This window comes from Methylorubrum podarium (assembly GCF_040270385.1).
In the GTDB taxonomy this organism is placed as follows: domain Bacteria; phylum Pseudomonadota; class Alphaproteobacteria; order Rhizobiales; family Beijerinckiaceae; genus Methylobacterium; species Methylobacterium podarium.
Map to the genome: position 1 here is coordinate 40,022 of NZ_JBELQE010000048.1, position 22,295 is coordinate 62,316.

The 22,295-nt window shown below is 70.8% G+C and carries 22 protein-coding genes; 11 read left to right on the forward strand and 11 right to left on the reverse strand.

Annotation, left to right across the window (positions count from 1 at the left end):
• Positions 1–40 precede the first annotated feature (40 nt).
• Genes nthB through ABS772_RS07455 form a run of 3 tightly spaced genes read left to right on the forward strand, consistent with a single transcriptional unit; the run spans position 41 to position 1,762 of the window.
• A complete protein-coding gene (nthB, locus tag ABS772_RS07445; protein ID WP_350393393.1) occupies positions 41–775 on the forward strand; it encodes a nitrile hydratase subunit beta in 735 nt (244 codons plus the stop codon).
• A 10-nt stretch (positions 776–785) separates the two neighbouring features.
• Positions 786–1,409, forward strand: a complete 624-nt coding sequence (nthA, locus tag ABS772_RS07450; RefSeq protein ID WP_350393395.1) for a nitrile hydratase subunit alpha — start codon at positions 786–788, stop codon at positions 1,407–1,409.
• Positions 1,410–1,420: 11 nt separating this feature from the next.
• Positions 1,421–1,762, forward strand: a complete 342-nt coding sequence (locus ABS772_RS07455; protein WP_350393397.1) for a nitrile hydratase accessory protein — start codon at positions 1,421–1,423, stop codon at positions 1,760–1,762.
• A gap of 186 nt (positions 1,763–1,948) precedes the next feature.
• Here the strand turns inward: ABS772_RS07455 and ABS772_RS07460 are convergent, their stop codons facing one another.
• The 5 genes from ABS772_RS07460 to ABS772_RS07480 form a co-directional block, all read right to left on the reverse strand.
• Complete coding sequence (locus ABS772_RS07460) at positions 1,949–2,893, reverse strand: PDR/VanB family oxidoreductase (RefSeq protein ID WP_350393399.1); 945 nt, start codon at positions 2,891–2,893, stop codon at positions 1,949–1,951.
• Complete coding sequence (locus ABS772_RS07465; protein WP_350393401.1) at positions 2,890–3,465, reverse strand: MOSC domain-containing protein; 576 nt, start codon at positions 3,463–3,465, stop codon at positions 2,890–2,892. The genes ABS772_RS07460 and ABS772_RS07465 overlap by 4 nt, the downstream gene beginning before the upstream one ends.
• Positions 3,462–3,857: a Rid family detoxifying hydrolase gene (locus tag ABS772_RS07470; RefSeq protein ID WP_350393402.1), complete on the reverse strand. Its 396-nt coding sequence runs from the start codon at positions 3,855–3,857 to the stop codon at positions 3,462–3,464. Before ABS772_RS07470 ends, ABS772_RS07465 begins: the two co-directional genes overlap by 4 nt.
• A 97-nt stretch (positions 3,858–3,954) precedes the next feature.
• A complete protein-coding gene (locus tag ABS772_RS07475) occupies positions 3,955–5,217 on the reverse strand; it encodes an MFS transporter (RefSeq protein WP_350393403.1) in 1,263 nt (420 codons plus the stop codon).
• 235 nt (positions 5,218–5,452) lie between these two features.
• Positions 5,453–6,064, reverse strand: a complete 612-nt coding sequence (locus tag ABS772_RS07480) for a helix-turn-helix domain-containing protein (RefSeq protein ID WP_350393406.1) — start codon at positions 6,062–6,064, stop codon at positions 5,453–5,455.
• Positions 6,065–6,133: 69 nt separating this feature from the next.
• Here ABS772_RS07480 and ABS772_RS07485 point away from each other — a divergent pair, with 69 nt between their 5' ends.
• The 8 genes from ABS772_RS07485 (at position 6,134) to ABS772_RS07520 (ending at position 14,769) form a co-directional block, all read left to right on the forward strand.
• Positions 6,134–6,784, forward strand: a complete 651-nt coding sequence (locus ABS772_RS07485; protein WP_350393408.1) for a DJ-1/PfpI family protein — start codon at positions 6,134–6,136, stop codon at positions 6,782–6,784.
• A gap of 551 nt (positions 6,785–7,335) precedes the next feature.
• The gene (locus tag ABS772_RS07490; protein WP_350393411.1) at positions 7,336–9,051 is read left to right on the forward strand and encodes an AMP-binding protein; all 1,716 of its coding nucleotides are present in this window, start codon (positions 7,336–7,338) and stop codon (positions 9,049–9,051) included.
• Positions 9,052–9,154: 103 nt separating this feature from the next.
• Entirely contained in the window at positions 9,155–10,318 is a 1,164-nt protein-coding gene (locus ABS772_RS07495) for an acetyl-CoA C-acyltransferase (RefSeq protein WP_350393414.1), read from the forward strand.
• 24 nt (positions 10,319–10,342) lie between these two features.
• On the forward strand, positions 10,343–11,104 hold the full coding sequence (locus tag ABS772_RS07500) for an SDR family NAD(P)-dependent oxidoreductase (RefSeq protein ID WP_350393417.1): 762 nt from the start codon (positions 10,343–10,345) through the stop codon (positions 11,102–11,104).
• Positions 11,105–11,114: 10 nt separating this feature from the next.
• Positions 11,115–12,245 carry an acyl-CoA dehydrogenase family protein gene (locus ABS772_RS07505; RefSeq protein WP_350393420.1) on the forward strand — a complete coding sequence of 377 codons (1,131 nt, stop codon included), beginning with the start codon at positions 11,115–11,117 and terminating at the stop codon, positions 12,243–12,245.
• Positions 12,246–12,281: 36 nt separating this feature from the next.
• The gene (locus ABS772_RS07510; RefSeq protein ID WP_350393423.1) at positions 12,282–13,055 is read left to right on the forward strand and encodes an enoyl-CoA hydratase; all 774 of its coding nucleotides are present in this window, start codon (positions 12,282–12,284) and stop codon (positions 13,053–13,055) included.
• Between the two features lie 221 nt (positions 13,056–13,276).
• Positions 13,277–14,344 carry an AraC family transcriptional regulator gene (locus tag ABS772_RS07515; RefSeq protein WP_350393424.1) on the forward strand — a complete coding sequence of 356 codons (1,068 nt, stop codon included), beginning with the start codon at positions 13,277–13,279 and terminating at the stop codon, positions 14,342–14,344.
• Positions 14,345–14,505: 161 nt separating this feature from the next.
• Positions 14,506–14,769 (forward strand): hypothetical protein, encoded by a 264-nt coding sequence (locus ABS772_RS07520; RefSeq protein WP_456238266.1) that lies wholly within the window; start codon positions 14,506–14,508, stop codon positions 14,767–14,769.
• Positions 14,770–14,785: 16 nt separating this feature from the next.
• Here the strand turns inward: ABS772_RS07520 and ABS772_RS07525 are convergent, their stop codons facing one another.
• From ABS772_RS07525 to ABS772_RS07550, 6 genes are all read right to left on the reverse strand, one after another.
• The gene (locus ABS772_RS07525) at positions 14,786–15,040 is read right to left on the reverse strand and encodes a hypothetical protein (protein WP_350393425.1); all 255 of its coding nucleotides are present in this window, start codon (positions 15,038–15,040) and stop codon (positions 14,786–14,788) included.
• Between the two features lie 161 nt (positions 15,041–15,201).
• Positions 15,202–15,594 carry a hypothetical protein gene (locus tag ABS772_RS07530; protein WP_350393427.1) on the reverse strand — a complete coding sequence of 131 codons (393 nt, stop codon included), beginning with the start codon at positions 15,592–15,594 and terminating at the stop codon, positions 15,202–15,204.
• Between the two features lie 42 nt (positions 15,595–15,636).
• The gene (locus ABS772_RS07535; protein WP_350393428.1) at positions 15,637–19,035 is read right to left on the reverse strand and encodes a DUF4781 domain-containing protein; all 3,399 of its coding nucleotides are present in this window, start codon (positions 19,033–19,035) and stop codon (positions 15,637–15,639) included.
• Between the two features lie 81 nt (positions 19,036–19,116).
• The gene (gene sctV / locus ABS772_RS07540) at positions 19,117–21,264 is read right to left on the reverse strand and encodes a type III secretion system export apparatus subunit SctV (protein WP_350393429.1); all 2,148 of its coding nucleotides are present in this window, start codon (positions 21,262–21,264) and stop codon (positions 19,117–19,119) included.
• Positions 21,261–21,722: a tetratricopeptide repeat protein gene (locus ABS772_RS07545; RefSeq protein WP_350393431.1), complete on the reverse strand. Its 462-nt coding sequence runs from the start codon at positions 21,720–21,722 to the stop codon at positions 21,261–21,263. The genes sctV and ABS772_RS07545 overlap by 4 nt, the downstream gene beginning before the upstream one ends.
• Before the next feature lie 5 nt (positions 21,723–21,727).
• Complete coding sequence (locus tag ABS772_RS07550; protein WP_350393432.1) at positions 21,728–22,270, reverse strand: hypothetical protein; 543 nt, start codon at positions 22,268–22,270, stop codon at positions 21,728–21,730.
• Positions 22,271–22,295 lie beyond the last annotated feature (25 nt).

Consider the following 22,295-nt stretch of genomic DNA (forward strand, 5'->3'; position numbering starts at 1 on the left):
AACCCCCCGCCGCCGCGCCGGCCCACTGAACGGAGGCCCCATGAAGCTCCAGCACACCCTCGGCGGCCTCGAAGGCCTCGATCCCGTCCAGCCCGAGTTCCGCGTCTTCGTCGAGCCTTGGGAAGAGCGCATCTTCGGCATCCACACCGCCATGATGGCGCTCAGCCCCCAGCTCAACCTGCCGCAGACGTCGAGCACCTTCAGCACGGTCTGGACCTGGGCCGATCTGCGCAAGGGCGCCGAGGCCATGAACCCCTTCGACTACTTCAAGTATCGCTACTACGAGAAATGGCTGGGCGGCATCTCGGGGTATTTCGTCGCCAACGGCTACATCACCCAGGCCGAGATCGACGCGCGCACGGACGAGTACCTCGCCGATCCGGCCAAGCCGCTGCCTTCGGGCGGCACCCCAGATGTCGACGACCGCATCCACACGTACCTGATGGACGGCGACTCGCCCTGGCATCAGTGGGCGGACAAGCCGCGTTTCGCCGTCGGCGACATCGTGCTGGTCGGCGACCCGCCGACGGTCGAGCATACCCGCCTGCCGGGCTACCTGCGCAACAAGGTCGGGGTCGTCGAGACCGTTTACGACGACGCGTTCAGCTACCTGTGCTCGACCGGGCCGGACGGCATCGGCCCGGCCATGCCGGTCTACTGCGTGAAGTTCGATCCTCAGCACCTCTGGCCCGGCAACGCCGAGCCCGGCTTCTCCATCTACGCCGACCTGTTCGACGCCTACCTGCGCCCGGTCGTGGACCGGGCCGCCGCGTGAGGGGATCTCGATGACCGACCGCTTCGCCTATCCACAGGACCGCGAGGCGCGCAACGCAGCGCGCGTGCGGGCGCTCGAAGCCCTGCTGATCGAGAAGGGCGTGATCACCGATCAGACCGTCGACAAGGTCATGCAAACCTTCGCCACCGAGATGGGACCGTTCAACGGCGCCAAGCTCGTGGCGAGGGCCTGGATCGACGACGTCTTCAAGGCGCTGCTCGTGACCGACACAATGGCGGCTGTCGCGCAACTCGGGCTGCCGACGGGGGCGGCCGGCGCGGAAGGCGAGCACATGCGTGCGGTCGCGAACACGCCTCAGGTCCACAACCTCATCATCTGCACGCTGTGCTCCTGCTATCCCTGGCCGGTGCTGGGACTGCCGCCGTACTGGTACAAGGACCCGTCCTTCCGTGCCCGTGCGGCTCGGGAGCCGCGGGCGGTGCTCAAGGAGTTCGGGCTGGAGGTCGACCCGGCGAAGGAGATCCGCACCTGGGACAGCTCAGCCCAGATCCGCTGGTTCGTCGTTCCCGAACGGCCGGACGGCACGCAAGGCATGAGCGAGGACGACCTTGCGAAGCTGGTCACGCCGGAGGCGATGATGGGCGTGGCCGTCGCCCTGCCGCAGGCGGCCTGAGGGCGTCCGTCGTGCAGACGAGCTTCGAGCATTTCGCCGTCGCGAGCATGATGGGGCAGCCCGATACGCCGCCCCGCGCCAACGGCAGCCTCTGCTTCCATCAGCCCTGGGAGCGGCAGGCGTTCGGATTGGCCGTGGCCCTTGCCAGGGACGGCCACTTCGAATGGGAAGACTTCCGGCAGGCGTTGATTGCGGAGATCGCAGCGTGGGAGGCGTGCCACTCCCGCGACGACCCGGGCTGGGACTACTACGAGTGCTGGCTGAATGCGCTCGAAGCCGTGACGCGGGCCAACGTGTTGCCGCATATCCCGGCGGCGGGTTCGATGCTCGCTCTCGTCGATTCGACGCCCTGAAGTCGCTCGGCCCCGCGGTGTCTGGTGGCGAAGGAGGGCGCAAACCCTTTCCCGACCGAGACCCTCACCACGCGCGCCAACCACCTGAGCTTGCGGCGATTTCGGTGTTGCGTAGGGGATCACCCCCGATAGGGGACCGTGCCGAATACATTCATCGGTCCACCGTGCGGGTCTTCTGCGGAGAGCTTACAGATCGAGCGTCAGGCCGACGCGGGCGCGCGAGACACAAAGCATCATGCGGTCCTGTCGCCGCCCCAGGGGCAGGACGTGATCCCGGTGGATCACGGTCCCGTCCCGGTAGCCGCATTCACAGGAGCCGCAGGTGCCGATCTCGCAGGAGGAAGCGACCCGAAATCCGTTCTCCCGCAGGACGTCGAGCAGGGAGCGGTCGGCGGGCACGTGCAGAACGTCGCCGGTCGACGCGATGCGCGCGTCGAAGGGCTCGGGCTTGTAGTTCTCGTCGAGCGTTGCTGCGAACCGCTCGATATGGACCCGATCGGGCGCCCAGCCGCCTGCATCGGCCGCCGCCTGCACGGCGTCGACGAGACGCTGCGGCCCGCAGGCGTAAAGGTGCGTGCCGGGGGTCGGCGGACCGATCAGGGCCGGCTCGAAGCGGCGGCCCACCCCGGAGAACCAGAGCTGCAGGCGATCGCCGCAGACGGCGTGCAACGCGTCGAGGAGCGGCGCCTCGGCCGCCGAGCGGGCGCAGAAATGCAGGATGAAGTCGCCGCCTTTCGCCGCGAGCGCACGGGCCATCGCGACGAACGGCGTGATACCGATGCCGCCGGCCACGAAGACGTGGCGCGTGCCGTCCGCTAAGGGGAAGTTGTTGCGCGGCGCCGAGACGTGAGCAAGGCCACCCTCGGTGAGGTTCGCATGAGCCCAGAGCGAGCCGCCGCGCCCGTCCACCTCGCGCTTGATCGCCACCGTGTAGTGCGCGCGGTCGTCCGGGTCGCCGCAGAGCGAGTATTGGCGCACCTTCCCGTCGGGGAGCCGCAGGTCGACATGGGCGCCAGGCGACCACTCCGGCAACTCGGGCCGGAGCGGGTGCCGGAACACCACCCGCAGCACGTCGGGCGTCGTCGGCACCGCCGAGACGACCTGAAGCTTCATGATGAGGCGTGCGGTCATGGCGTGTCGAGCAGCTCGATGGTGTCGCCGGGGCGGATGGTGCCGCCGACCTCGATCCCGCAGTTGAGCCCCGACCGGTTGTAGAGAGGCAGGTAGACGGGCAGGCCGAGCAGCTCCTCCAAGTACTTGCAGGGGAAGTTCAGCCGTCCGCCTCGCAGGATCACGGGGCCGACCCGGAAGCGGCGGCCGACGAGATGGTTGAGGGGCACCCCCCGCACCGTGAGATTGCGCCTATGGTCGGCGGGAGCGAGCCGGATGGGGCCACCCTGGAGCGGCGGGTCGTTGCGCTCCAGGGCGTCGAGCGCCTCCTGCTCGATCAGCGTCACCTCGCGGGTGTCAGGCTTCGGAGAGTAGGTCCCCGTCCCGTCGAAATAGCGGTCGCCGACGATGCCGCGTCCGGCGACGCACTCCGCCTCGGCGAGCGCCTCCATCTCGTAACTCGCCGCTGGGGCGACGTGGATGTGCAGGAGCGTGCCCCGCCATCCGGTGGCGCCTCCGGGGACCCCGCGGGCGACCGCTCCGGCGGCGTGCTCGAAGGCCTCGACCATGCGGGGCGCTGACATCCCGCTCATGCTGCGACGGGGCCCGTGGCGATCGCGACGGCCTCGATCTCAACGAGCGCGTCCTTGGGCAGGCGGGCGACCTCGATGGTGGAGCGCGCCGGCGCCGCGCCGGGGAAGTGCTCGGCGTAGACCGCGTTCATGGCCGAGAAGTCGTTCATGTCCTTGAGGAAGACGGTGGTCTTCACGACGCTGGCGAGGCTCGCGCCGCCGGCTTCGAGCACCGCGGAGAGGTTTGCCAGCGAGCGCCGGGTCTGCGCCTCGACGCCCTCGGGGAAACCGCCGGTGCTGAGGTCGATCGGTAACTGCCCCGAGGCGAAGACGAGGTCGCCTGCCCGCACCGCCTGGGCGTAGGGCCCCGCTGCCGGGGCGGCCGCGTCCGTCTTGATGTTGGTCCGATCCATCGTGATGCCTCTTCCTCGTCCTGAACTGCCTATTAGACGTACATCCACGATAATGGAATCAGCACGCTGCCGCCAGCGCCGTGCCGACAGATCCGCTTCACTGCCGGGCGATGTCGAGGTCGCGGGTCTCGGTCGCCGCGAGCGTTGCCACCAGCGAGACGACGGCGAGGGCGATCATGAACAGCGAGATCGGCCAGGTGGCGCCGGTCCAGGCAAGCAGGGAGGAGGCGACAATCGGCGAGAAGCCGCCGGAGATCGCCGCCGCGACCTGACAGCCGAGCGAGGCGCCGCTGTAGCGCACCCGCGTGCCGAACAGTTCCGGCATGAAGGCCCCCTGGGGGCCGAACATCGAGGCATGGGTCAAACTCATGATCACGGCGATCGTGGCGGTGATGATGAGCGGGTCGCGGGTATCGAGGAGGCGGAAGACGACGAGGGCGCAGACGATGCTCACCAGCGCCCCGAAGATGTAGATCGGCCGGCGGCCGACCTTGTCGGAGAGCCATCCGAAGAACGGCATCGTGGCGAACTCCAGGACCGCGGCGCAGAGGATCGCATCGAGGATCAGGCGCTTCGGGAGCCCGAGCGTGCCGGTGGCATAGACGATCGAGAACACCGTGAGCAGGTAGACCCAGGCCACCTCGGAAACCTTGAGCCCGACCGCGATCAGGAAGGTGCGTGGCTGACCGAGGATCACCTCGAGGAACGGCATCCGTGCCACGGTGCGTTCGGCCTTGACCTTCGCGAAGGCGGGGGTTTCGACGAGGCGTAGGCGAATGAACAGGGCGACCCCGACGAGGATCGCGCTCAGAAGAAAGGGGATGCGCCAGCCCCAGCTCAGGAAGTCTGCCTCGGGCAGGGTCGAGAGGGCGAGGAAGGTCGCGGTCGAGGCCGCGACGCCCGCGGGGAAGCCGACCTGGACGAGGCTCCCGTAGAGGCCCCGGCGATGCTCCGGCGCGTGCTCGATGACCATCAGGACGGCCCCTCCCCACTCACCGCCCACACCGATGCCCTGGAAGATGCGCAGCAACACGAGGAGTGCCGGCGCCCAAAGGCCGATCTCGGCGTAGGTCGGCAGGCAGCCGATCAGAAAGGTGCCGACCCCCATGATGAGCATGGTCAGCGTGAGCATCGCCTTGCGACCGATCCGGTCGCCGAAATGGCCGAAGATCACCCCGCCGAGGGGCCTGGCGACGAAGCCGACCGCGTAGGAGCCGAAGGCGGCGAGCGTCCCGGCCACGGGATCGAGGGTGGGGAAGAAGATCTTATTGAACACCAGCGCCGCGGCGGTGCCGTAGATCAGGAAGTCGTACCACTCGACGACCGTCCCGATGACGCTCGCCCAGAGGACGCGCCGCATTTCGACGCCCGAGGCTCCGGTGGCCGCCGCCTCCGGAGGGAGGGGCGCGGACGGCGACGCTACCAGCGCCTCTGCACTTTGCACGGACATCGCGATTTCCTCTTCCTGAGTGGACATCGATCCACTATGAGGGACGCAACGGCCGTGCCAAACGCATCGAAGCGAGGCCGCTTCGGTCGATGCGCGGGAGAGGCGAGAATCTCCGTCGATGATCTCGGTGTGATCGAGGGTGGAGTTACCGGGCGCGCGAGGCGTCGATGACGAGGAAGTATTGGCAGGGTTCCGTGCCGAGATTGGCAAACGCGTGCCCGGCGTCGGCCTCGAAATACAAGCTGTCCCCTTCCTCGACGACGATGCTGCGCTCGCCGACGGTCGCGCGCAGGCGGCCCTTGAGCACGAAAATGTATTCGCTGACTCCGCGACGGTGGGCAACGAACTCGCCGGTGCTGCCATTCGGGGGCAGCGTGTTCAGCACCCAGTCGATGCCGCGTCCCGGCAGTACCGGCGAGAGGCAGCGTCGCAGAAAGCCGGAGGCCTCGTCGCGCAGGACCGGCTGCCGGCTCGCCGGGATCAGCAGCACCTCCCGCTCGACCGCCGGGGTCATCAGCCGCGAGAACGTCACGCCCAACGCCTCGGCCAGCCGCGACAGGACGGTGGTCGAGGGAACCGCCTCTGCACGCTCGATCTTGGAGATCATCGATCGGCTGACGCCGGCAAGCGTCCCGAGCTGCTCCAGGGAGAGCCCGCGCTCCTTGCGGCGTCGGCGCACCTCTTCCGCCAGGACCTCGATCTGCGAGCGCCCCCCGGCCGCGGCCTGCTCACGGCCCACAATCGTCCTCACCGTCATCGCGTCGCAAAACCCTCTTCCCGTCCGTGCCGCCGGCCGGGTGATCGCACTTCCGATGGAGACTACCACATGCCGGACCGCACAGCCGCCATCCGCTTCGGGATCGTGCTCTACGAGGGCGTCGAACCCATCGATCTCGGCGGCACGGTGGGCGTTCTCTCGATGGCCAGGCGCCTGCTGCCGAACCTCACGGACGCGGTGATCGCGCGGGAGGCAGGTTCCGTACGGATGGCGGGTGGCCTCGCGGTGGAGGTGCCCTACGGCTTCGAGGACGCCCCGCCATGCGACGTGTACGTCGTCTGCGGCGGTCCGGGCTGGCCGCGGGCGGCGGCCGACGCGGCGATGCGACGCTTCCTGCAGGGTCGCGCGCCGGATCGCCTGGCCTCTGTCTGTACAGGCGCCATGATCCTTGCCGAAGCGGGCTGCCTCAATGGCCGGGCAGCGACGACCCGGCGTTCCGCAGCCGGCGCCGAGACGGCTGCCCCCCTCGACGTGCTCCGCTCCGGCGGCGTGGATGCCCGAACTGCGGTTGTGGTGGACGATGGGGTGGTGACGGGCGGTGGCGTCTCCCTTGCCATCGATGCAACGCTCTACCTGATAGGCCGCTTCTACGGTTCAGCCGTACGGGACGAGGTGGCGGCGTTGATCGAGTATGATCGCGCCCTGAAAGCAAACGAGGACGCGCTGGGTGTGCTCCGCCTGGAATCGCACCTCGATTAATCTCCCGAAGCAACATGGAGATCGACGAGCGCACTACGATGCACCACCCCTGATGCCGAGCGCGCGGCGACGTCACTGTCCATTTGCAAAACCCAGGCTGCGTGCGGTGCAGAGCGTCCCTCACTGGCCTCGGACCTGAACAAGTTGCGGGCCGCATGCCGCTTGTTCGGGTCCTCGCCATGGACGGACGCTGGGCCGGCGGCCCCGAACCGCCATTTCCGACCTCTCTCCGGCTTCTGGAACGTCCGCTTGCTGGCAGTCTGTTCGGCCGCGAATGACCGATCCTGGCGGATTGCCGACCCTCAAACGGCGCCATCGGTCGTCGTCCGCCCTCCCGGCTCGGGCCGCGTGAAATAATGTGTCCCCCAGATCACCTGTTTCGGCCGGACAGGCCGTCGGTGCCGGCGATCGGCCCGCGGATCGGAGAAACGGGCTGGCAGATTCGCTCAGGGGCGATGGCGATTTCCGTCATTGAAGGCGCCCCCGGCCCGTCCCAGGATGGGCGCATGCAGCCCGAATGGGCGCGGCCGAATAGGATGGGAGGAGCCAGGATGAGCGATGTTCGGCTCGGCGGCGACCTTGCGTCGGACGAGATCAGGCCGAGCGTCGAGCCTTCGGCCGACTATCTCCGTGCCGTGTCCGACTTCGATTACGCCGCCGCCTTCTCGGCGATCTTTCCGGAGGGATCCGAGCGGATCAACGCCTGCCACACCTGCTGCGACCGCCATGCGTCGGATCCCGAGCGCATCGCGCTCCGGTACAGCAGGCCGGGCGAGGCGCTCCGGGAGATCACCTTCGCCACCCTCGCCGACCAAGCGGCCCGGTTCGCCGGCGTTCTGTCCGAGCGCGGCGTGCGGAAGGGGGATCGCGTGGCCGGCCTCGTCCCGCGCACGCCGGAACTGCTGATCACGATCATGGCGACGTGGCGCCTCGGTGCCGTCTACCAGCCGCTGTTCACGGCCTTCGGTCCGAAGGCCGTCGAGCAGCGCGTCAAGGACGCCGGAACGAAGGTCGTCGTGACGGATCCCGCCAACCGCGCGAAGGTCTCCGGCGTCGAGGGCCTCTGCACGATCATCACCGTCGGCGCAGGGAGCGCAGGGCCCGATCCCGATTTCTGGGCCGAGCTCGAGGCCCGGTCCGGTGACGGCGCGCCGGTGCCCTGCGACGCGGACGACCCGTTCCTGATCATGTTCACCTCCGGCACGACCGGTCCGGCGAAGCCGCTGCTCGTCCCGCTCAAGGCGATCGTGGCCTTCGTCGGCTACATGCGGGATGCCGTGGATCTGCGGCAGGACGACCGCTTCTGGAACGTCGCCGATCCGGGCTGGGCCTACGGCCTCTACTACGCCGTCACCGGCCCGCTCGCGATGGGGTGCGCGACGACGTTCCACGACGGCGCCTTCACCGTCGAGGAGACCTACGGGACCATCCGAAGGCTCGGCATCACGAACCTCGCGGGCTCCCCGACCGCCTTCCGCTTCCTCATCGCCGCCGGGCCGGCGGCCGCGGCGGCGGTCAAGGGGCAGCTGCGGGTCGTCAGCAGCGCGGGCGAGCCGCTCAATCCCGAGGTCATCCGCTGGTTCGCGGACCATCTCGGAACCACCATTCACGATCATTACGGGCAGACGGAGCTCGGAATGGTCGTCTGCAACCACCACGCCCTCGCGCACCCGATCAGGCTCGGCTCCGCCGGCTTCGCCGTCCCGGGCCACCGGGTCGTCGTGCTCGACGCCGACGGCGCGGAACTCGGGCCCGGGGAGCCGGGCATCCTCGCCCTCGACCGGAAGCGCTCGCCCCTGATGTGGTTCTCCGGCTACTGGGAGCGTCCGACCCCGGCCTTCGTCGGCGACTACTACCTGAGCGGCGACACCGTCGAGGCCGACGCCGACCGCAGCATCGCCTTCGTGGGACGCTCCGACGACATCATCACCTCGTCGGGCTACCGGATCGGACCCTTCGAGGTCGAGAGCGCGCTCATCGAGCATCCGGCCGTCGCGGAATCGGCGGTCGTCGGCAAGCCCGATCCCGAGCGGACGGAACTCGTGAAGGCCTTCGTCGTGCTGAAGGCCGGCTTCGAGCCGGGCCGGGAGCTGGCCGAATCGATCCAGGCCTACGTGAAGACGCGCCTCTCGGCACACTCGTACCCGCGCGAGATCGCGTTCGTCGAGCAGCTCCCCAAGACGCCGAGCGGGAAGCTGCAGCGGTTCCTCCTGCGCAACCAGGAGATCGCCCAGGCCCTCGGAGCGCCGGCACCGACCGACGGCTGATGCCGGCCCAAACGCCCGTCGCCGCGGCGAGGGATTTTCGTGCCGGCGGCCGGCTCCGGGTCGACCGGCTTGGCGAGATTAGGCATCGAACAGGATTCAGGACATGCCGGGAGACCCGATCGTCATCGCGAGCGCCGCGCGGACCCCGATGGGAGCGTTCCAGGGGGAACTGAAGGCTCTCCCCGCGACGGAGCTGGGTGCCGTCGCGATCCGCGCCGCCGTCGGTCGCGCGGGTCTTGAGAGCGCGGAGGTCTCCGAGGTCGTGATGGGCTGCGTCCTGCCCGCCGGCCTCGGTCAGGCCCCGGCGCGTCAGGCGGCCCTCGGGGCGGGGCTCTCCGAGGCCACGCCCTGCGCGACCCTCAACAAGGTCTGCGGCTCGGGCATGAAGGCCGTCATGCTCGGCCACGACATGATCGCCGCCGGCTCGGCCGACGTGGTCGTCGCGGGCGGCATGGAGTCGATGTCGAACGCGCCCTACCTCCTCGACAAGGCCCGCGCCGGCCAGCGCCTCGGCCACGGACGCGTCCTGGACCACATGTTCCTCGACGGCCTGGAGGATGCCTATGACCGGGGCCGCCTCATGGGGACCTTCGCGGAGGACACGGCCCGGCACTACCAGTTCACCCGCGAGGCCCAGGACGCCTACGCCCTCGAATCCCTGTCCCGCGCCAGGCGGGCCGCGGAGACCGGCGCCTTCGACGACGAGATCGTCCCGGTCGAAGCGGGCGGGCATTCCGACGAGGGACCGCGCAGGGCCCGGCCGGAGAAGATCCCGACGCTGAAGCCGGCCTTCCGCGCCGACGGCACGGTGACGGCGGCGAACGCCTCGTCGATCTCGGACGGCGCGGCGGCGCTCGTGCTGATGCGGATGTCGGAAGCCGAGCGCCGCGGGCACGCGCCGCTGGCCGTCATCCGCGGTCACGCCAGCCACGCCGCGGCCCCGGCCTGGTTCTCGACCGCCCCGATCGGCGCCATCGGCAAGCTGGCCGGAAAGGTCGGCTGGTCCATGGCCGACGTGGACCTGTTCGAGATCAACGAGGCCTTCGCGGTGGTCGCCATGGCGGCGATGCGCGACCTCGGCCTGCCGCACGACAGGGTCAACGTTCACGGCGGAGCCTGCGCCCTCGGCCACCCGATCGGCGCCTCCGGCGCGCGCATCGTCGTGACCCTGCTGTCGGCCCTTGCCCGCAGCGGCGGACGGCGCGGCATCGCCTCGCTCTGCATCGGCGGCGGCGAGGCGACCGCGCTCGCCGTCGAGCGTCTCTGAGCGAGGCTTCCAGGAGGGTACCCCGTGAAGGTTCAAGGGATCGCTGCGGTCGTCACCGGCGCCGCGTCGGGATTGGGCGCGGCAACGGCCAGGGCGCTGGCGGCGGCGGGGGCCCGGGTCGCGCTGCTCGACTTGAATGCGGAGGCCGCGGCCGCGGTCGCGGGCGAGATCGGAGGGGTCGCGCTCGCCTGCGACGTCGCCGATGCCGGGAGCGCGGAGGCGGCGGTGGCCCGCGCCGCGGCGGAGCACGGCGTCGCCCGCATCCTGGTCAACTGCGCCGGCATCTGCCCGGCGGCGAAGGTGGTCGGGCGCGACGGACCGGCGAGCCTCGACGCCTTCGCCCGGGTCGTCCAGATCAACCTAGTTGGCACGTTCAACATGATGCGGCTGGTGGCGGCCGGCGCGGCGGGTCTCGAACCTCTGGAGGGCGGGGAGCGCGGCGTGATCGTCTCCACGGCCTCGATCGCCGCCTACGAGGGGCAGATCGGACAGGCGGGCTACGCGGCCTCCAAGGCCGGGGTCGTCGGCCTGACCCTGCCGGTCGCCCGCGAACTGGCGCCGCTCGGCATCCGCGTCTGCGCCGTCGCGCCGGGCATGTTCGCGACGCCGATGGTCCAGGGGCTTCCGGACGAGGTCCGGGCGAGCCTCGGCGCGGCCGTGCCCTTCCCGTCCCGCTTCGGCCGTCCCGACGAGTACGCCCAGCTCGTCATGGCCATCCTGGCCAATCCGATGCTCAATGGCGAGACCATCCGTCTCGATGGCGCGCTGCGGATGCAGGCCCGATAGGATCCGCCCGATGCTGACCGACGACCAGAGGATGATCCAGGACGCGGCGCGGACCTTCGCGGTCGAGAGGCTGAAGCCGTTCTCGGCCGAATGGGACCGGGAATCGCGTTTCCCGAAAGAGGCCCTCGCCGAGATGGGGGCGCTCGGCTTCATGGGCATGCTCGTGCCCGAAGCGTATGACGGGGCGGCCGTCGACCACGTCGCCTACGCCCTGGCCGTCGAGGAGATCGCCGCCGGCGACGGCGCCGTCTCGACCATCATGAGCGTCCACAACTCGGTGGGCTGCATGCCGGTCCTGAAATTCGGCACCGAGGAGCAGAAGCAGCGCTTCCTCAAGCCCTTGGCCCGCGGCGAGCATCTGGCTGCGTTCTGCCTGACCGAACCCGGCACCGGCTCCGACGCCTCGGCCCTGCGGACCCGCGCCCGCCGCTCGGGGAACGGGTGGGTGGTCTCCGGGACGAAGCAGTTCATCACCTCGGGCAAGAACGCCGGTGTGGCGATCGTCTTCGCCGTCACCGACCCGGATGCCGGGCGGAAGGGCATCTCGGCCTTCATCGTCCCGACCGACACGCGGGGCTACACGGTCGCGTCGATCGAGCACAAGCTCGGGCAACGCTGCTCGGACACGGCGCAGATCGTTTTCGAGGACATGGTCCTGACGCCCGACCTCCTGCTCGGCGAGGAGGGCCAGGGACTGCGCATCGCGCTGTCCAACCTCGAGGGGGGACGCATCGGCATCGCGGCGCAGGCCGTGGGCATGGCGCAGGCCGCGTTCGAGGCGGCCCTCCGCTACGCGGGCGAGCGCGAGACCTTCGGCAAGCCCCTGACCGGCCATCAGGCGGTGGCGTTCCGCCTCGCCGACATGGCGACCCGGATCGAGGCGGCGCGGCAGCTCGTGCTGCACGCGGCGCGCCTGCGCGACGCCGGATCGCCCTGCCACAGGGAGGCCGCGATGGCCAAGCTCTTCGCCTCCGAGATGGCGGAACGGGTCTGCTCCGACGCCATCCAGATTCACGGCGGGTACGGCTATCTCGCGGATTACGGCGTCGAGCAGATCTACCGCGACGTGCGGGTGTGCCAGATCTACGAGGGAACCAGCGACATTCAGCGCATGATCATCAGCCGGGCGTTGACGGGCTAGCAGAGACCGGCCGCCGACTTGCAGGGGAGACGCCCGATGGGCTTCGAAACCATTCTCACGGACACGCGCGGGCGGGTCCTGCTCGTCACCCTGAACCGGCCGCAGGCTCTCAACGCCATCAACCGGCAGCTGGCGACCGAGGTGATCGAGGCCGTGACCCGGGCCGACACGGATCCGGGGATCGGCTGCATCGTGCTCACGGGCTCGCCGCGGGCCTTCGCCGCCGGCGCCGACATCAAGGAGATGCAGGCCGCGACCTATGCCGAGATGTATGGCGGCGACCATTTCGCCGCCTGGGACCGCTTCATCGCCGTGCGGACCCCGATCCTCGCCGCGGTGGCGGGCTACGCGCTCGGCGGCGGCTGCGAACTCGCCATGATGTGCGACGTCATCCTGGCCGCCGACACCGCGATGTTCGGCCAGCCCGAGATCAAGCTCGGGGTGATGCCGGGGATGGGCGGCAGCCAGCGCCTCGCGCGCTTCGTCGGCAAGGCCAAGGCGATGGAGATGTGCCTCACCGGCCGGATGATGGATGCGGGCGAGGCCGAGCGGGCGGGGCTCGTCTCGCGGGTGATCCCGGCCGACCAGCTCCTCGACGAGGCCTTGAAGACCGCCGAAACGATCGCGTCGATGTCGCTGCCCATCGCCATGATGACCAAGGAGGCGGTGAACCGCGCCTACGAGACCACGCTGACCGAGGGCGTGCGCTTCGAGCGCCGGGTCTTCCACGCCATGTTCGCGACCGAGGACCAGAAGGAAGGCATGGCCGCCTTCGTGGAGAAGCGGCCTCCACGCTTCAGCCATCGCTAGAGCATCGTCCCGAAAGGCGGTTGCCGGCTTTCGGAAAATGACGATGCGCTAGCCGATCATGCGCGTGGTTCGGTGCGATCGATCGACGGTGCGCTCCAGGGCGGCGTCGCACGGACGCACGGGCGCGTTTCGAGACGCAGGTCGCCCGAACCCCTGCCCGCCCCTTCATGAGGCCGGGGCGGAACTGCTATCGAGCATTGCGGCGAGGGGGGCGCACCGCAATGACCTCATCCGTCACAGTGCTCGACGCTTTCGACACCTTCAGGACCGCCGCCGAAGGGCGCCGGGAGGAGGACCGCGGGACGATCTCGATGCGCCTGCTCCGGGAGGCGCTCCTCGACATCGCCCGGCTCCGCGGCATGCCGGTCGAATTGCTGCTTCGGCACGGCGTCTCGCTGTCCGACCTCGCCGAGGACGAGGGCCGGATCTCGGTCGAGCACTATGCCGCCATCTGGCTCGCCACCGCCGAGGAGACGGGCGACGAGTTCTTCTGCATGAACCCCCGTCCGATGCGGACGGGCAGCTTCGCCTTCGTCAGCCGGGCCGCCCTCAACTGCGAGACCCTGCGGGAGGCGGTCCACCTCGCGCTCAACTTCTTCTCGCTCATGCTCGACGGCATGAACGGCCGGCTGATCGAGGAGGACGGAGTCGCCTACCTGACTTTGTCGCACTCGCCCGAGTTCCGCCGGCCCTTCACCTACTTCGCCTATTGGCTCATCCTTCACGGCCTGATGTGCTTCCTCGTGAAGCAGAGGATACCGGTGCTCGCCATCGACGTCGTGCCGGCGGCACCCGATTTCTGCGCGGATTACCGGGTCCTCTTCTCCGATGAGATCCGGTTTTCCCAGGCCGAGAACCGCCTCATCGTCGCGAGCCACATCCTCGACCGGCCGGTCCGAGCGACCAAGGCCGACCGCGACGCCTTCCTTCAGCGAGCCCCGGCCAATATCCTCGTCAAATACCGCAACGACGCCGGCACCGTCGCGAAGATCAAGTCTCTCCTGCGATCGCTCGACCCCGATGACTGGCCGGACTTCGACGACGTCGCGCGGCGTTTCGAGCTGTCGGCGTCGACGTTGCGCCGCCGTATCGAGGCGGAAGGGCAATCGTTTCAGGAGATCAAGGACACCGTCCGGAAGGAGATCGCGGTGCACCTCCTGCGCACGACGAGCCTGAGCCTGGCGGCGGTGGCCGAGGCTGCGGGCTTCTCCGAAGCCAGCTCGTTCGTTCGCGCTTTCCGGAAATGGACGGGGGTGAACCCCGGCGCCTATCGGTGCCAGGCCAAGTGAGCGCCGTCCGCCGCTCCAGCCTGAATTCACGCCGGGAGACTGTTATTTGATTGTCATGCTAGACTGTCGGGCGTCGAAGAACCCCGAGCCGCGCGGCCGGCATGAGGGGCAACAGGTGCGATATGGCCTCGATAGCAGAGATTGCGGAGACCCTGCGTGGCGTGGCCACCAGCGGCATGAAACCCAAGGCGGTCCTCGCCGCCGTGCGTGAGCGGCATCCGGAGGTGACCAAGAAGGAGGTCGTTCGCGCAGCCTTCTACGCGCTGACGGAGAGCCACGGCAGCAACCCCGAGCATCTCGGCGACCTGCACAGCTTCGCCCTGACGGAGCGTGCCACCGAGGAGGACGAGCCGGTCAAGGCCGGAAAGCTGCGCCGGAAGAAGCAGGACGGCAAGGCCGCGCCGGAGCGTCCGGCCGCCCGCTGAGAGTCGACGGACGCGGTCAGGCGGGGCGTGCCAGCCGCTCCTGACGGCGTTCGACGCTGCGGCAGACGAAGCGCCCGAACGGTGTGCCGCCCGTTCTGCGGTTGCGGCTGACTTCCTGCAGGACCGCTTCCAGCGCCACGATGCGCTCGCTCGGCTTGCGGTAGGCCCGTTCCAGCTCGTCCAGGACGGCATCGACCCGGCCCGCGACGGTGCTGTCGGGCACGGCGGAGAGATGATCGACCGTGTGGAGGCAGCGGCTCACGGGGGTCATGCGTCTTGTCTTAGATCGGCGCGCGCGACTGTCCAGCAACTTTAGCCGGTTAAGTGAATCCGGAGCATACCGACCGGGACAAGGCGTGGCCGGACGATGCCGCGGGCGCGTTGGATGGCCGAGCCGCCCCCGGTCGGCATGATCGTCACCTACGCGCCGCGTCACGGCTTCGGACGCAACTCCTCGGGCTTGGTCTCGAAGTTGCGCGGCGTCACGTCCCAGCGGTGCGGGTCGTCGTACTCGAACTGGAAGGTGGCCTTCATCTCCGGCCGGCGGATCTGGAACAGGGCCGCCCGCCAGGGACGCTTGGTCGGGTTGTCCTGCTGCATCGCGTCGCGCAGGCGCTCGAAGGCGTCGAAGATGCCGTTGTCGTCGGGCAGTTCCGGCGTCGCCTTGCCGGCCGCGTCGTAGACGTAGCCGCTCATCGACGGCGCGCCGTCGAGGACGACGACGAGCGACAGCGACTGCCAGTCATGAGCGCCGATCTGCTCGTCCTGAACGATCAGGCGGCCCACCTCGTGGACGAGGTCGGTCGGGGGATGGATGTCGCCCATGCCGTGTCGCACTCCTCTTCGTCCCTGCCCGTACGGGCGCGTCTACTGACCCAGGATCCGCTCACGCATCAACCGCTGCAACTCGGCGGGGTTGGCCGCCGCGTATTCCTGCTGGAGCGGGCGGTACTGGGCGTTGGTGTCGTTGTCGAACTTGTAGCGCTTCTTCAGGATCGGCGTCGGCGGGTCGCCGGGCTTGAACACCTGATACTCGACGAAGACCTTGTCGGGGCGGTGGTCGGCGCCCCAGCCGTTCTCGGTCCGGGCGCTCGCGTTGAAGGACGGGTTGTCGCCGACCGCCACGCGGTAGCGGACCTCGGCGCCCGCCTCCAGCCAGCCCGCGACGTCGTCCTCCAGCATGCGGAAGTCCTGCTGGTTGAAGCGGGCGTTCTGCGGGAAGAGGTTGGCGAGCCCCATGTCGCCGAAGAAGCGGTGGCCGATGCCGTGGCCGCCGTCGTCGACGCGGGTGAGGTCGTAGACCTCCTTGCCCTTGGCATTGGTGATCTTGGCCTCGTCCGTGCGCCCGTTGCCGCCCTCGCGGCTGACCGCGCTGGTCAGTCCGCTCTCGGTCGAGGAGCGCTTCTTCCCGTGGCTCAGGTCGGTGATGTAGGCGTCCGCGACCTTGAGCTGGCCCTCGCCGTCGAGATGCCAGGTCGCGGAAAAGTTCTCGGTGTCGACCGCGACGGTCTCGTTGCGCAGGTTGGCCCGCGCCGTCCGGACATCCTCGGCGGTCTTGAGGCGCTTGGGGTTGTTGAGCGCGTCGTCGACGGCGAGCCGCTTGGTGTTGCGGGCGTCGATCGTCGCCGCCGACGGGTCGCGCACGAAGGAGGAGACCTCCCCCGACAACGCGTCGAGATGGGCGCGGTCGACGGTGTTGGCGTGCTCGATCTCGGCGCGGCGCGCGGGCGTCAGGCCGGGGTCGGCGAGTTCCGCCACCCGCGCGTCGAGGCGCTCGCGCACCTTGGCGATGTCGTGGCGCGCGGCCCAGCCGACGGAGCCCGGCGGGGGGGCGTCCCCGCCGGCGAACAGGCGGCTCACCTGGCCTTCGAGGGTCAGGCTGCGCTGGATGTTCTGGGCCGTGCGCTGGTGGAGCGCGATGTCGGCCGGACTCGCCTCCGGCCCGTGGCGGATGCCGGTGACGACCCCGCTGCCGTGATCGAAGTCGATCTGCACCGCGTCGCCGCGCAGCGCGGGGTCGGCCGCGACCGGGGGCGGGTTGCTGGCCAGGATCCCGTCGCGGACGGTGACCGGATTGAACATGTCGCCGGGATTGCGCGTGCCGGCGGCGCGCATGCCGACCCCCGCGCCGACGCCCCAGAAGCCCATTTGCAGGATCGATTCGATCCGCTGGTCGCCGCTCATCCGGTCCCAGTTGCGGGCGGTCTCGACGCCCTGGTGTGCGACCGCCGCCGTGTCGAGGGCGAAGGCGCCGGCCTGGGTGTAGCCGTGCAGCGAGGCCTCGAGCGGCGCCACGGCCCGGCCCGCCTGGCCGAGCTGCGACAGCCGTGCGGCGCTGCCGAAGGCGCCGACCGAGGCGACGCTCGCCCCGAGATTGAGCCAGAGGCCGCGCGCCTCGGCATCGGTGACCGGGTTGAGCGACTGGCCGTGCTGGCCGCGGTCCACGAGCGCGCTGCCGCTGCGATAGGCGCCCCAGGCGCCCGCACCGACCGCGACCGCGCTGGCGCCCGCCGCCACCGCGGGCGTCGCCAGGCCGCCGGTGCCGACGATCAGCACGCCGCCCGCGACGATGCCGCCGACGAGCGCGGCCTTGTCCACGACGGACGTGACGTGCTCGCCGAAGGTGTCGACGGTCTCCGGCGTGTTGCCCTGGCCGAGGGCCACCTTGCCGTCCGCGCCCGCGGTGAGATGGCCGCCCTCCGGATAGACCTGCGTGCCCGGCGGCAGCGTGTTGTTGGTGCGCCAGTCCTCGAAGTCGTCGTAGCGGCGCCCGGTATTGTCGACGTAGCGCTCGGCACCGGACGGGTCGGTGACGCGGAACAGCGGCAGCTGCACCGGGCCGGTCTTGCCGTCCGAGTAGGTCACGGGCAGGACCGCGACGTTCGCGGGGGCCTCGCCCGCGACGGCGCGGATCTGGTCGGCGACCGCCTTGACCGGCTCGGCGGCCTCGCCGCTGCCGTAGAAGTTGAAGGCGCCGCGCGCGGCCGCCGCCTCGGCCTCGGCCGGATCGGTGCCGGGCGGCAGGGCGGGCGGCATCCCCATGGCGGTGCCGACGGTGTTGTCGAGGTCGGTGCCGGAGAGCGCCACGGGGGCGTCGCCCCGGGCGTCGAGATATTGCCGGGCGCTGGCCTGGGCGCTGGGCGAGAGGATCGCCGGGTTGGTCCAGGGATCGTCCGTCTGTTTCAGCGTGTCGCCGGTGATCGCGCCATCCGCCCGGACGGTGGCGAGCGCGTTCACCCGCGTGTCGAGGGACGGGCCGTCCTCGCCGCCCGCACCGAGCAGGCGCTGGCCCTGGTCGGTGGCGAGGATGCCGGTCAGGCGCTCCGCGTCGCGGGCGGCGGCCCCGGCATCGTCCGGGTTCCATTCCCGCGCCAGCGCCGTGCCCATGGCGCCCTGCAGCTGCGGGTCGAAATAGGCGGAGGCCGGCGTCTCGGCGAAGGCGTTCTGGACGAAGCTGCTGCGCGTCTCGCTCGGAGGCCCGTCGTTCAAAGCCGCGAGGGTGCGGCCGAGCGGCGAGCCGCCCTCCGCGGCGATCATCCCGCCGTCCATGATCCCGTCGCGTCCTGCCAGCGTCCGGGCGAAGCCGGCCGCGTCGTCCGGCCCGAGCGCCTCGGTCATCGACCGCAGGCGACCCGCCGCCGCCGGGTCGTCGGCCTCGCCCGCGGCGCGCACCGCGTTGTTGGCGTAGCCCTGCGCGCGGGCGCGGGTCTCCCAGTTCTCGCCGGGCTTTTCCGGATCGAACGGCGTCTCGCGGGTGATCGCCGAGGCGCGGGCGGCGAGGCGCTCGCCAACCAGCGCCCGGCTGTCCGGCGCGTCCTCGAGCGCGTCGACGAGGCGGGAGGGCCCGCTCGCGCCGTCGCCGTGACCGGCCTCCCAGCGCGCGATCATCCGGTCGGCGAGGGCCCGCTGCTCGTTGGCGTCCATCGGCCCGAGTTCCGAGCGCCCGGCCAGGGCGTCGCGGACCTTCTCGCTCGAATCGGTGCCGCCGAAGCCGAGGAAGCCGCCGCTGTGGTCGGATTTCTGGTCGGCCCAGTCGGCGATGGCCTTTTCACGCTCGGGCGGGAGGGTGTCGGCGGGGTTGGCGGCCTCGGGCGCGGTCCCGGTGGCCGGCGCGTTCTCGTTGGCGCTCGCGGGGGCGGTGGAACCGCCCTCCGCGGCCGGCTCGGCCGGGGCGGACGGCGAGAACCCCGTCTCGGGCTTCTCCGGCGGCGGAGTCGGTGCGGTCGCGGGCGCGGTCCGCGGGGCGACGGAAGCGGATGAGGCCATCGTCGGTCTCCTCGTGCGAGCGGGGCGCCGCCCCGGGTTGCGTCGGGCCCGCCCTCAGAGGCCGGGCCGGGAAGGGGTTGCTCAGCCCGCCGCCGCGGCGAGGGCGTCGGGAGCGCCGGGGCGCGCCTTCACCTGCGCCTTCGGGGCGGCCTTGGCCGGGCTCTGCGGGCGCGACAGGCTGATCGAGCCGACCGGCTGGATCGTGAACTCGTCGGCGAGGTCCTGGTAGGACAGCACCGCGATGGCGATGCCGTTGCGGGAGAGGAAGCCGCGCACGAAGCGACGGATGTCCATGGAGGCGAGCAGCACCGGGCGCCCGGCCTCGTCCGCCTCGTTGCGGGGACCCAAGCCCTCTTGGATGCGGCGCATCTGGGAGAGCAGAGCCTCCGAGGCCCGCTCGTCGAGGACGAGATAGGGGCCGACCGCGGTGTCGCGCACGGCGGCGCGCACCGCCTCCTCGGCCTCGCGCTCCAGCACGTAGGCGGCGACGACCTTGTGTCCGTTGGCGTGGCGGTGGCAGATCTGGCGCTTGAGGCCGGAGCGGACGTATTCGGTGAGCAGCATCGGGTTCTGCTCGCGCTCGCCCCACTCGGCGAGCGCCTCGAGCAGGATGCGGGTGTTGCGCATCGGGATGCCCTCGTCGAGGAGGCGGCGCAGCACCTCCGCCACCCGCGGCACCGGCACCGCGCGCAGGACCTCCTTGACGAGGTCGCCGTAGCCGGCCTCCATCCGCGCCAGCAGGGCGCGGGTCTCCTGGATGCCGACGAAGCGGCCGGCATGGCGCATGAGCACGCCCCGCACCCGCGCGCCGATCACGCCCGCGGCGTCGTAGTAGCCGATCCCGGCCTCGTCGAGGGCTCCGGCCTGGGACGCCTCGATCAGGACGGCGGCGTCGGCGCCGGCCTCGCGGGTGAAGGGGATGCCGGCGAGTTCGAGATTGGCCGCGTCGTCGTCGAGCACGAGCCGGTCCGGGCGGACATGGCCGCTCTCGACCGGCACGCCCTCGACGTCGAGGCGGAACTCGCCCTCCGCCAGCGTCGGATCGACAGTCGAGCCGACCTCGGGGATCAGCACGCCGAGATCGCTCGACACGGCGCTGCGGGTCTTCGCGATCATCCGGGCGAGCGCCTGCGCGTCGATGCGCTCGATCAGGCCAGGGGCGAGGTTGAGCATCACCGGCACGACCTCGGCCGGCAAAGCGGGCTTCGACGCGCGGCGCGCCTCCTCGGTCTCGGCGTCTTCGGCCTCCGCGGCCTCGGGCGCGGGCCGGGGGCGGAAGCTCGCCGCGGCGAAGGCGGCGGCCAGCACGAGGAAGACCGGGGCCGGGAAGCCGGGGATCGCGGCCATGCCGAGCAGCACGGCGGCGGCGAGCCGCAGGGCGCGCGGATCGGAGACGAGCTGCTCGGCGATGTCGCGGCCCAGCGCGATGTCGCGCCCGCCGGTGACGCGGGTGACGATGGTGCCGGCCGTCAGCGAGAGCAGCAGGGCCGGGATCTGCGAGATCAGCGCGTCGCCGATCGAGAGCAGGGTGTATTCGTGCAGCGCCTGCCCCGCCGGCATGCCGCGGACCAGCATGCCGATGGCGAGCCCGCCGATCATGTTGACCGCGATGACGACGAGCCCGGCGATGGCGTCGCCTTTGACGAACTTCATCGCGCCGTCCATGGCGCCGTAGAGCTGGCTCTCGCGCTCAAGCGTGGCGCGCCGCGCCTTGGCCTGGGCCTGGTCGATGTCGCCGTTCCGCAGTTCCGCGTCGATCGCCATCTGCTTGCCGGGCAGCGCGTCGAGGGTGAAGCGCGCGCCGACCTCAGCGACGCGCTCGGCGCCCTTGGCGATGACGATGAACTGCACCAGCGTGATGATGAGGAACACCACGAGGCCGACGATCAGGTTCCCCGAGATCACGAACTCGCCGAAGGTGCGGATGATCTCGCCCGCGTCGCCCTCGGCCAGGATCAGCCGCGCGGTGGTGATGGTCAGCGCCAGCCGGAACACCGTCGAGATCAGGATGATGCCGGGCAGCGCCGAGAATTCCAGCGGGCTGCGCACGTAGAGCGCCACCATCAGGAGCAGCACCGAGAAGCCGAGATTGAACCCGATCAGCGAATCGACGAGCAGGTGCGGCATCGGCAGCACCATCATCGCGATCGACAGGATCACGACGAGGGCGACGGCGATGTCCGGGCTCGCCGGCAGGCGGCGCAGGAAGCGTTTGGCGGTGACGATCACGCGGCGATCTCCCGGGTCGGGGGCTGGCCGCGGCGGGCGGCGACGAAGCGGCGGAAGGTGGCGCGGCCCTCCTCCAGGCGGTCGGCGAGGCGCAGCGCTTGGCTGCGCAGCAGCAGGAGCGGCGCGGGCGTCTCCCCCTCCCCCGCCTCGATCCGGAGCTCTTCCAACCGGTCGAGGGCGTCGAGCGCACGAGGCCCGTCGCCGGTGGCGACGTGGGCATAGGCCATGAGGCGCAGGGCGCCCGCATCGTCCGGCACCTCGCGCAGGACGAGGTCGAGCAGCGTCACGGCCTGGACGCCGTCGCCGACGCCGAGGGCCACGTAGGCCAGCGCGCAGAGGAGGTCGCGCTGCTCGCGGGCGATCAGTGGCGGCCGGTCCTGCGGCGCCGCGGGCAGGCGGGACCGGGCCGGGATCGGCAGGGCGTGAAGGGCTGCGTCGTCGGAATCGGCGTCGAGCATCTGGCTCATCCCTCCACCAGCGCGTTGCGTCCGGCCCGGAGCAGGGCGAGGCGGCGCAGCTCGCGATACACGACGAGCGCGCCCTCGCGCACCACGCCGTCGCCGCCGTCGGCGGCGAGCCCGTCGGCCAGATCCTCCAGCAGCGCCCGGTGGCGCTCGGCCCGCAGCACCTCCGGGTGGTGCAGCCGCGGCATGACGAACCGGAACAGGGCGCGCGACAGGCTCTGCCCCTCGAACCCGTCGGCCGCCGCCGCGCCGTGCGCACCCTCGCTGATCGCGCGCCGCGCCTCGCTCAGGCGCACGCGGGTGACGGCGTCGACGCCGCCGGCCGCGAGCATCGCGTCGATGGCGGAGTCGAGCGGCACGCCCTCCTCGGCCGGCGCGCCCGCCTGCCCGCCGCGGGCGCCCCGCTCGGAGACGCCGTCCGCGCCGCCGACCCGCGCGTCCTCGCCCGCCTGATGGCGGCCGGCGAGGCGCTCGCGCTCCAGGGCGTAGGCGCCCTCCGAGGCGGAGGGGATCGACGAGGTGACGCGGGTGCGGCGGGCCATCGGCGGTTCCTTGTCAAAGAGACTT

Bases quoted from the DNA above. Each gene is read 5' to 3' on its own strand.
- nthB (WP_350393393.1), top strand. From the start codon at position 41: ATGAAGCTCCAGCACACCCTCGGCGGCCTCGAAGGCCTCGATCCCGTC.
- nthA (WP_350393395.1), top strand. From the start codon at position 786: ATGACCGACCGCTTCGCCTATCCACAGGACCGCGAGGCGCGCAACGCA.
- ABS772_RS07460 (WP_350393399.1), bottom strand. From the start codon at position 2,893: ATGACCGCACGCCTCATCATGAAGCTTCAGGTCGTCTCGGCGGTGCCG.
- ABS772_RS07465 (WP_350393401.1), bottom strand. From the start codon at position 3,465: ATGAGCGGGATGTCAGCGCCCCGCATGGTCGAGGCCTTCGAGCACGCC.
- ABS772_RS07470 (WP_350393402.1), bottom strand. From the start codon at position 3,857: ATGGATCGGACCAACATCAAGACGGACGCGGCCGCCCCGGCAGCGGGG.
- ABS772_RS07475 (WP_350393403.1), bottom strand. From the start codon at position 5,217: ATGCGGCGCGTCCTCTGGGCGAGCGTCATCGGGACGGTCGTCGAGTGG.
- ABS772_RS07480 (WP_350393406.1), bottom strand. From the start codon at position 6,064: ATGACGGTGAGGACGATTGTGGGCCGTGAGCAGGCCGCGGCCGGGGGG.
- ABS772_RS07485 (WP_350393408.1), top strand. From the start codon at position 6,134: ATGCCGGACCGCACAGCCGCCATCCGCTTCGGGATCGTGCTCTACGAG.
- ABS772_RS07490 (WP_350393411.1), top strand. From the start codon at position 7,336: ATGAGCGATGTTCGGCTCGGCGGCGACCTTGCGTCGGACGAGATCAGG.
- ABS772_RS07495 (WP_350393414.1), top strand. From the start codon at position 9,155: ATGCCGGGAGACCCGATCGTCATCGCGAGCGCCGCGCGGACCCCGATG.
- ABS772_RS07505 (WP_350393420.1), top strand. From the start codon at position 11,115: ATGCTGACCGACGACCAGAGGATGATCCAGGACGCGGCGCGGACCTTC.
- ABS772_RS07510 (WP_350393423.1), top strand. From the start codon at position 12,282: ATGGGCTTCGAAACCATTCTCACGGACACGCGCGGGCGGGTCCTGCTC.
- ABS772_RS07515 (WP_350393424.1), top strand. From the start codon at position 13,277: ATGACCTCATCCGTCACAGTGCTCGACGCTTTCGACACCTTCAGGACC.
- ABS772_RS07525 (WP_350393425.1), bottom strand. From the start codon at position 15,040: ATGACCCCCGTGAGCCGCTGCCTCCACACGGTCGATCATCTCTCCGCC.
- ABS772_RS07530 (WP_350393427.1), bottom strand. From the start codon at position 15,594: ATGGGCGACATCCATCCCCCGACCGACCTCGTCCACGAGGTGGGCCGC.
- ABS772_RS07535 (WP_350393428.1), bottom strand. From the start codon at position 19,035: ATGGCCTCATCCGCTTCCGTCGCCCCGCGGACCGCGCCCGCGACCGCA.
- ABS772_RS07545 (WP_350393431.1), bottom strand. From the start codon at position 21,722: ATGCTCGACGCCGATTCCGACGACGCAGCCCTTCACGCCCTGCCGATC.
- ABS772_RS07550 (WP_350393432.1), bottom strand. From the start codon at position 22,270: ATGGCCCGCCGCACCCGCGTCACCTCGTCGATCCCCTCCGCCTCGGAG.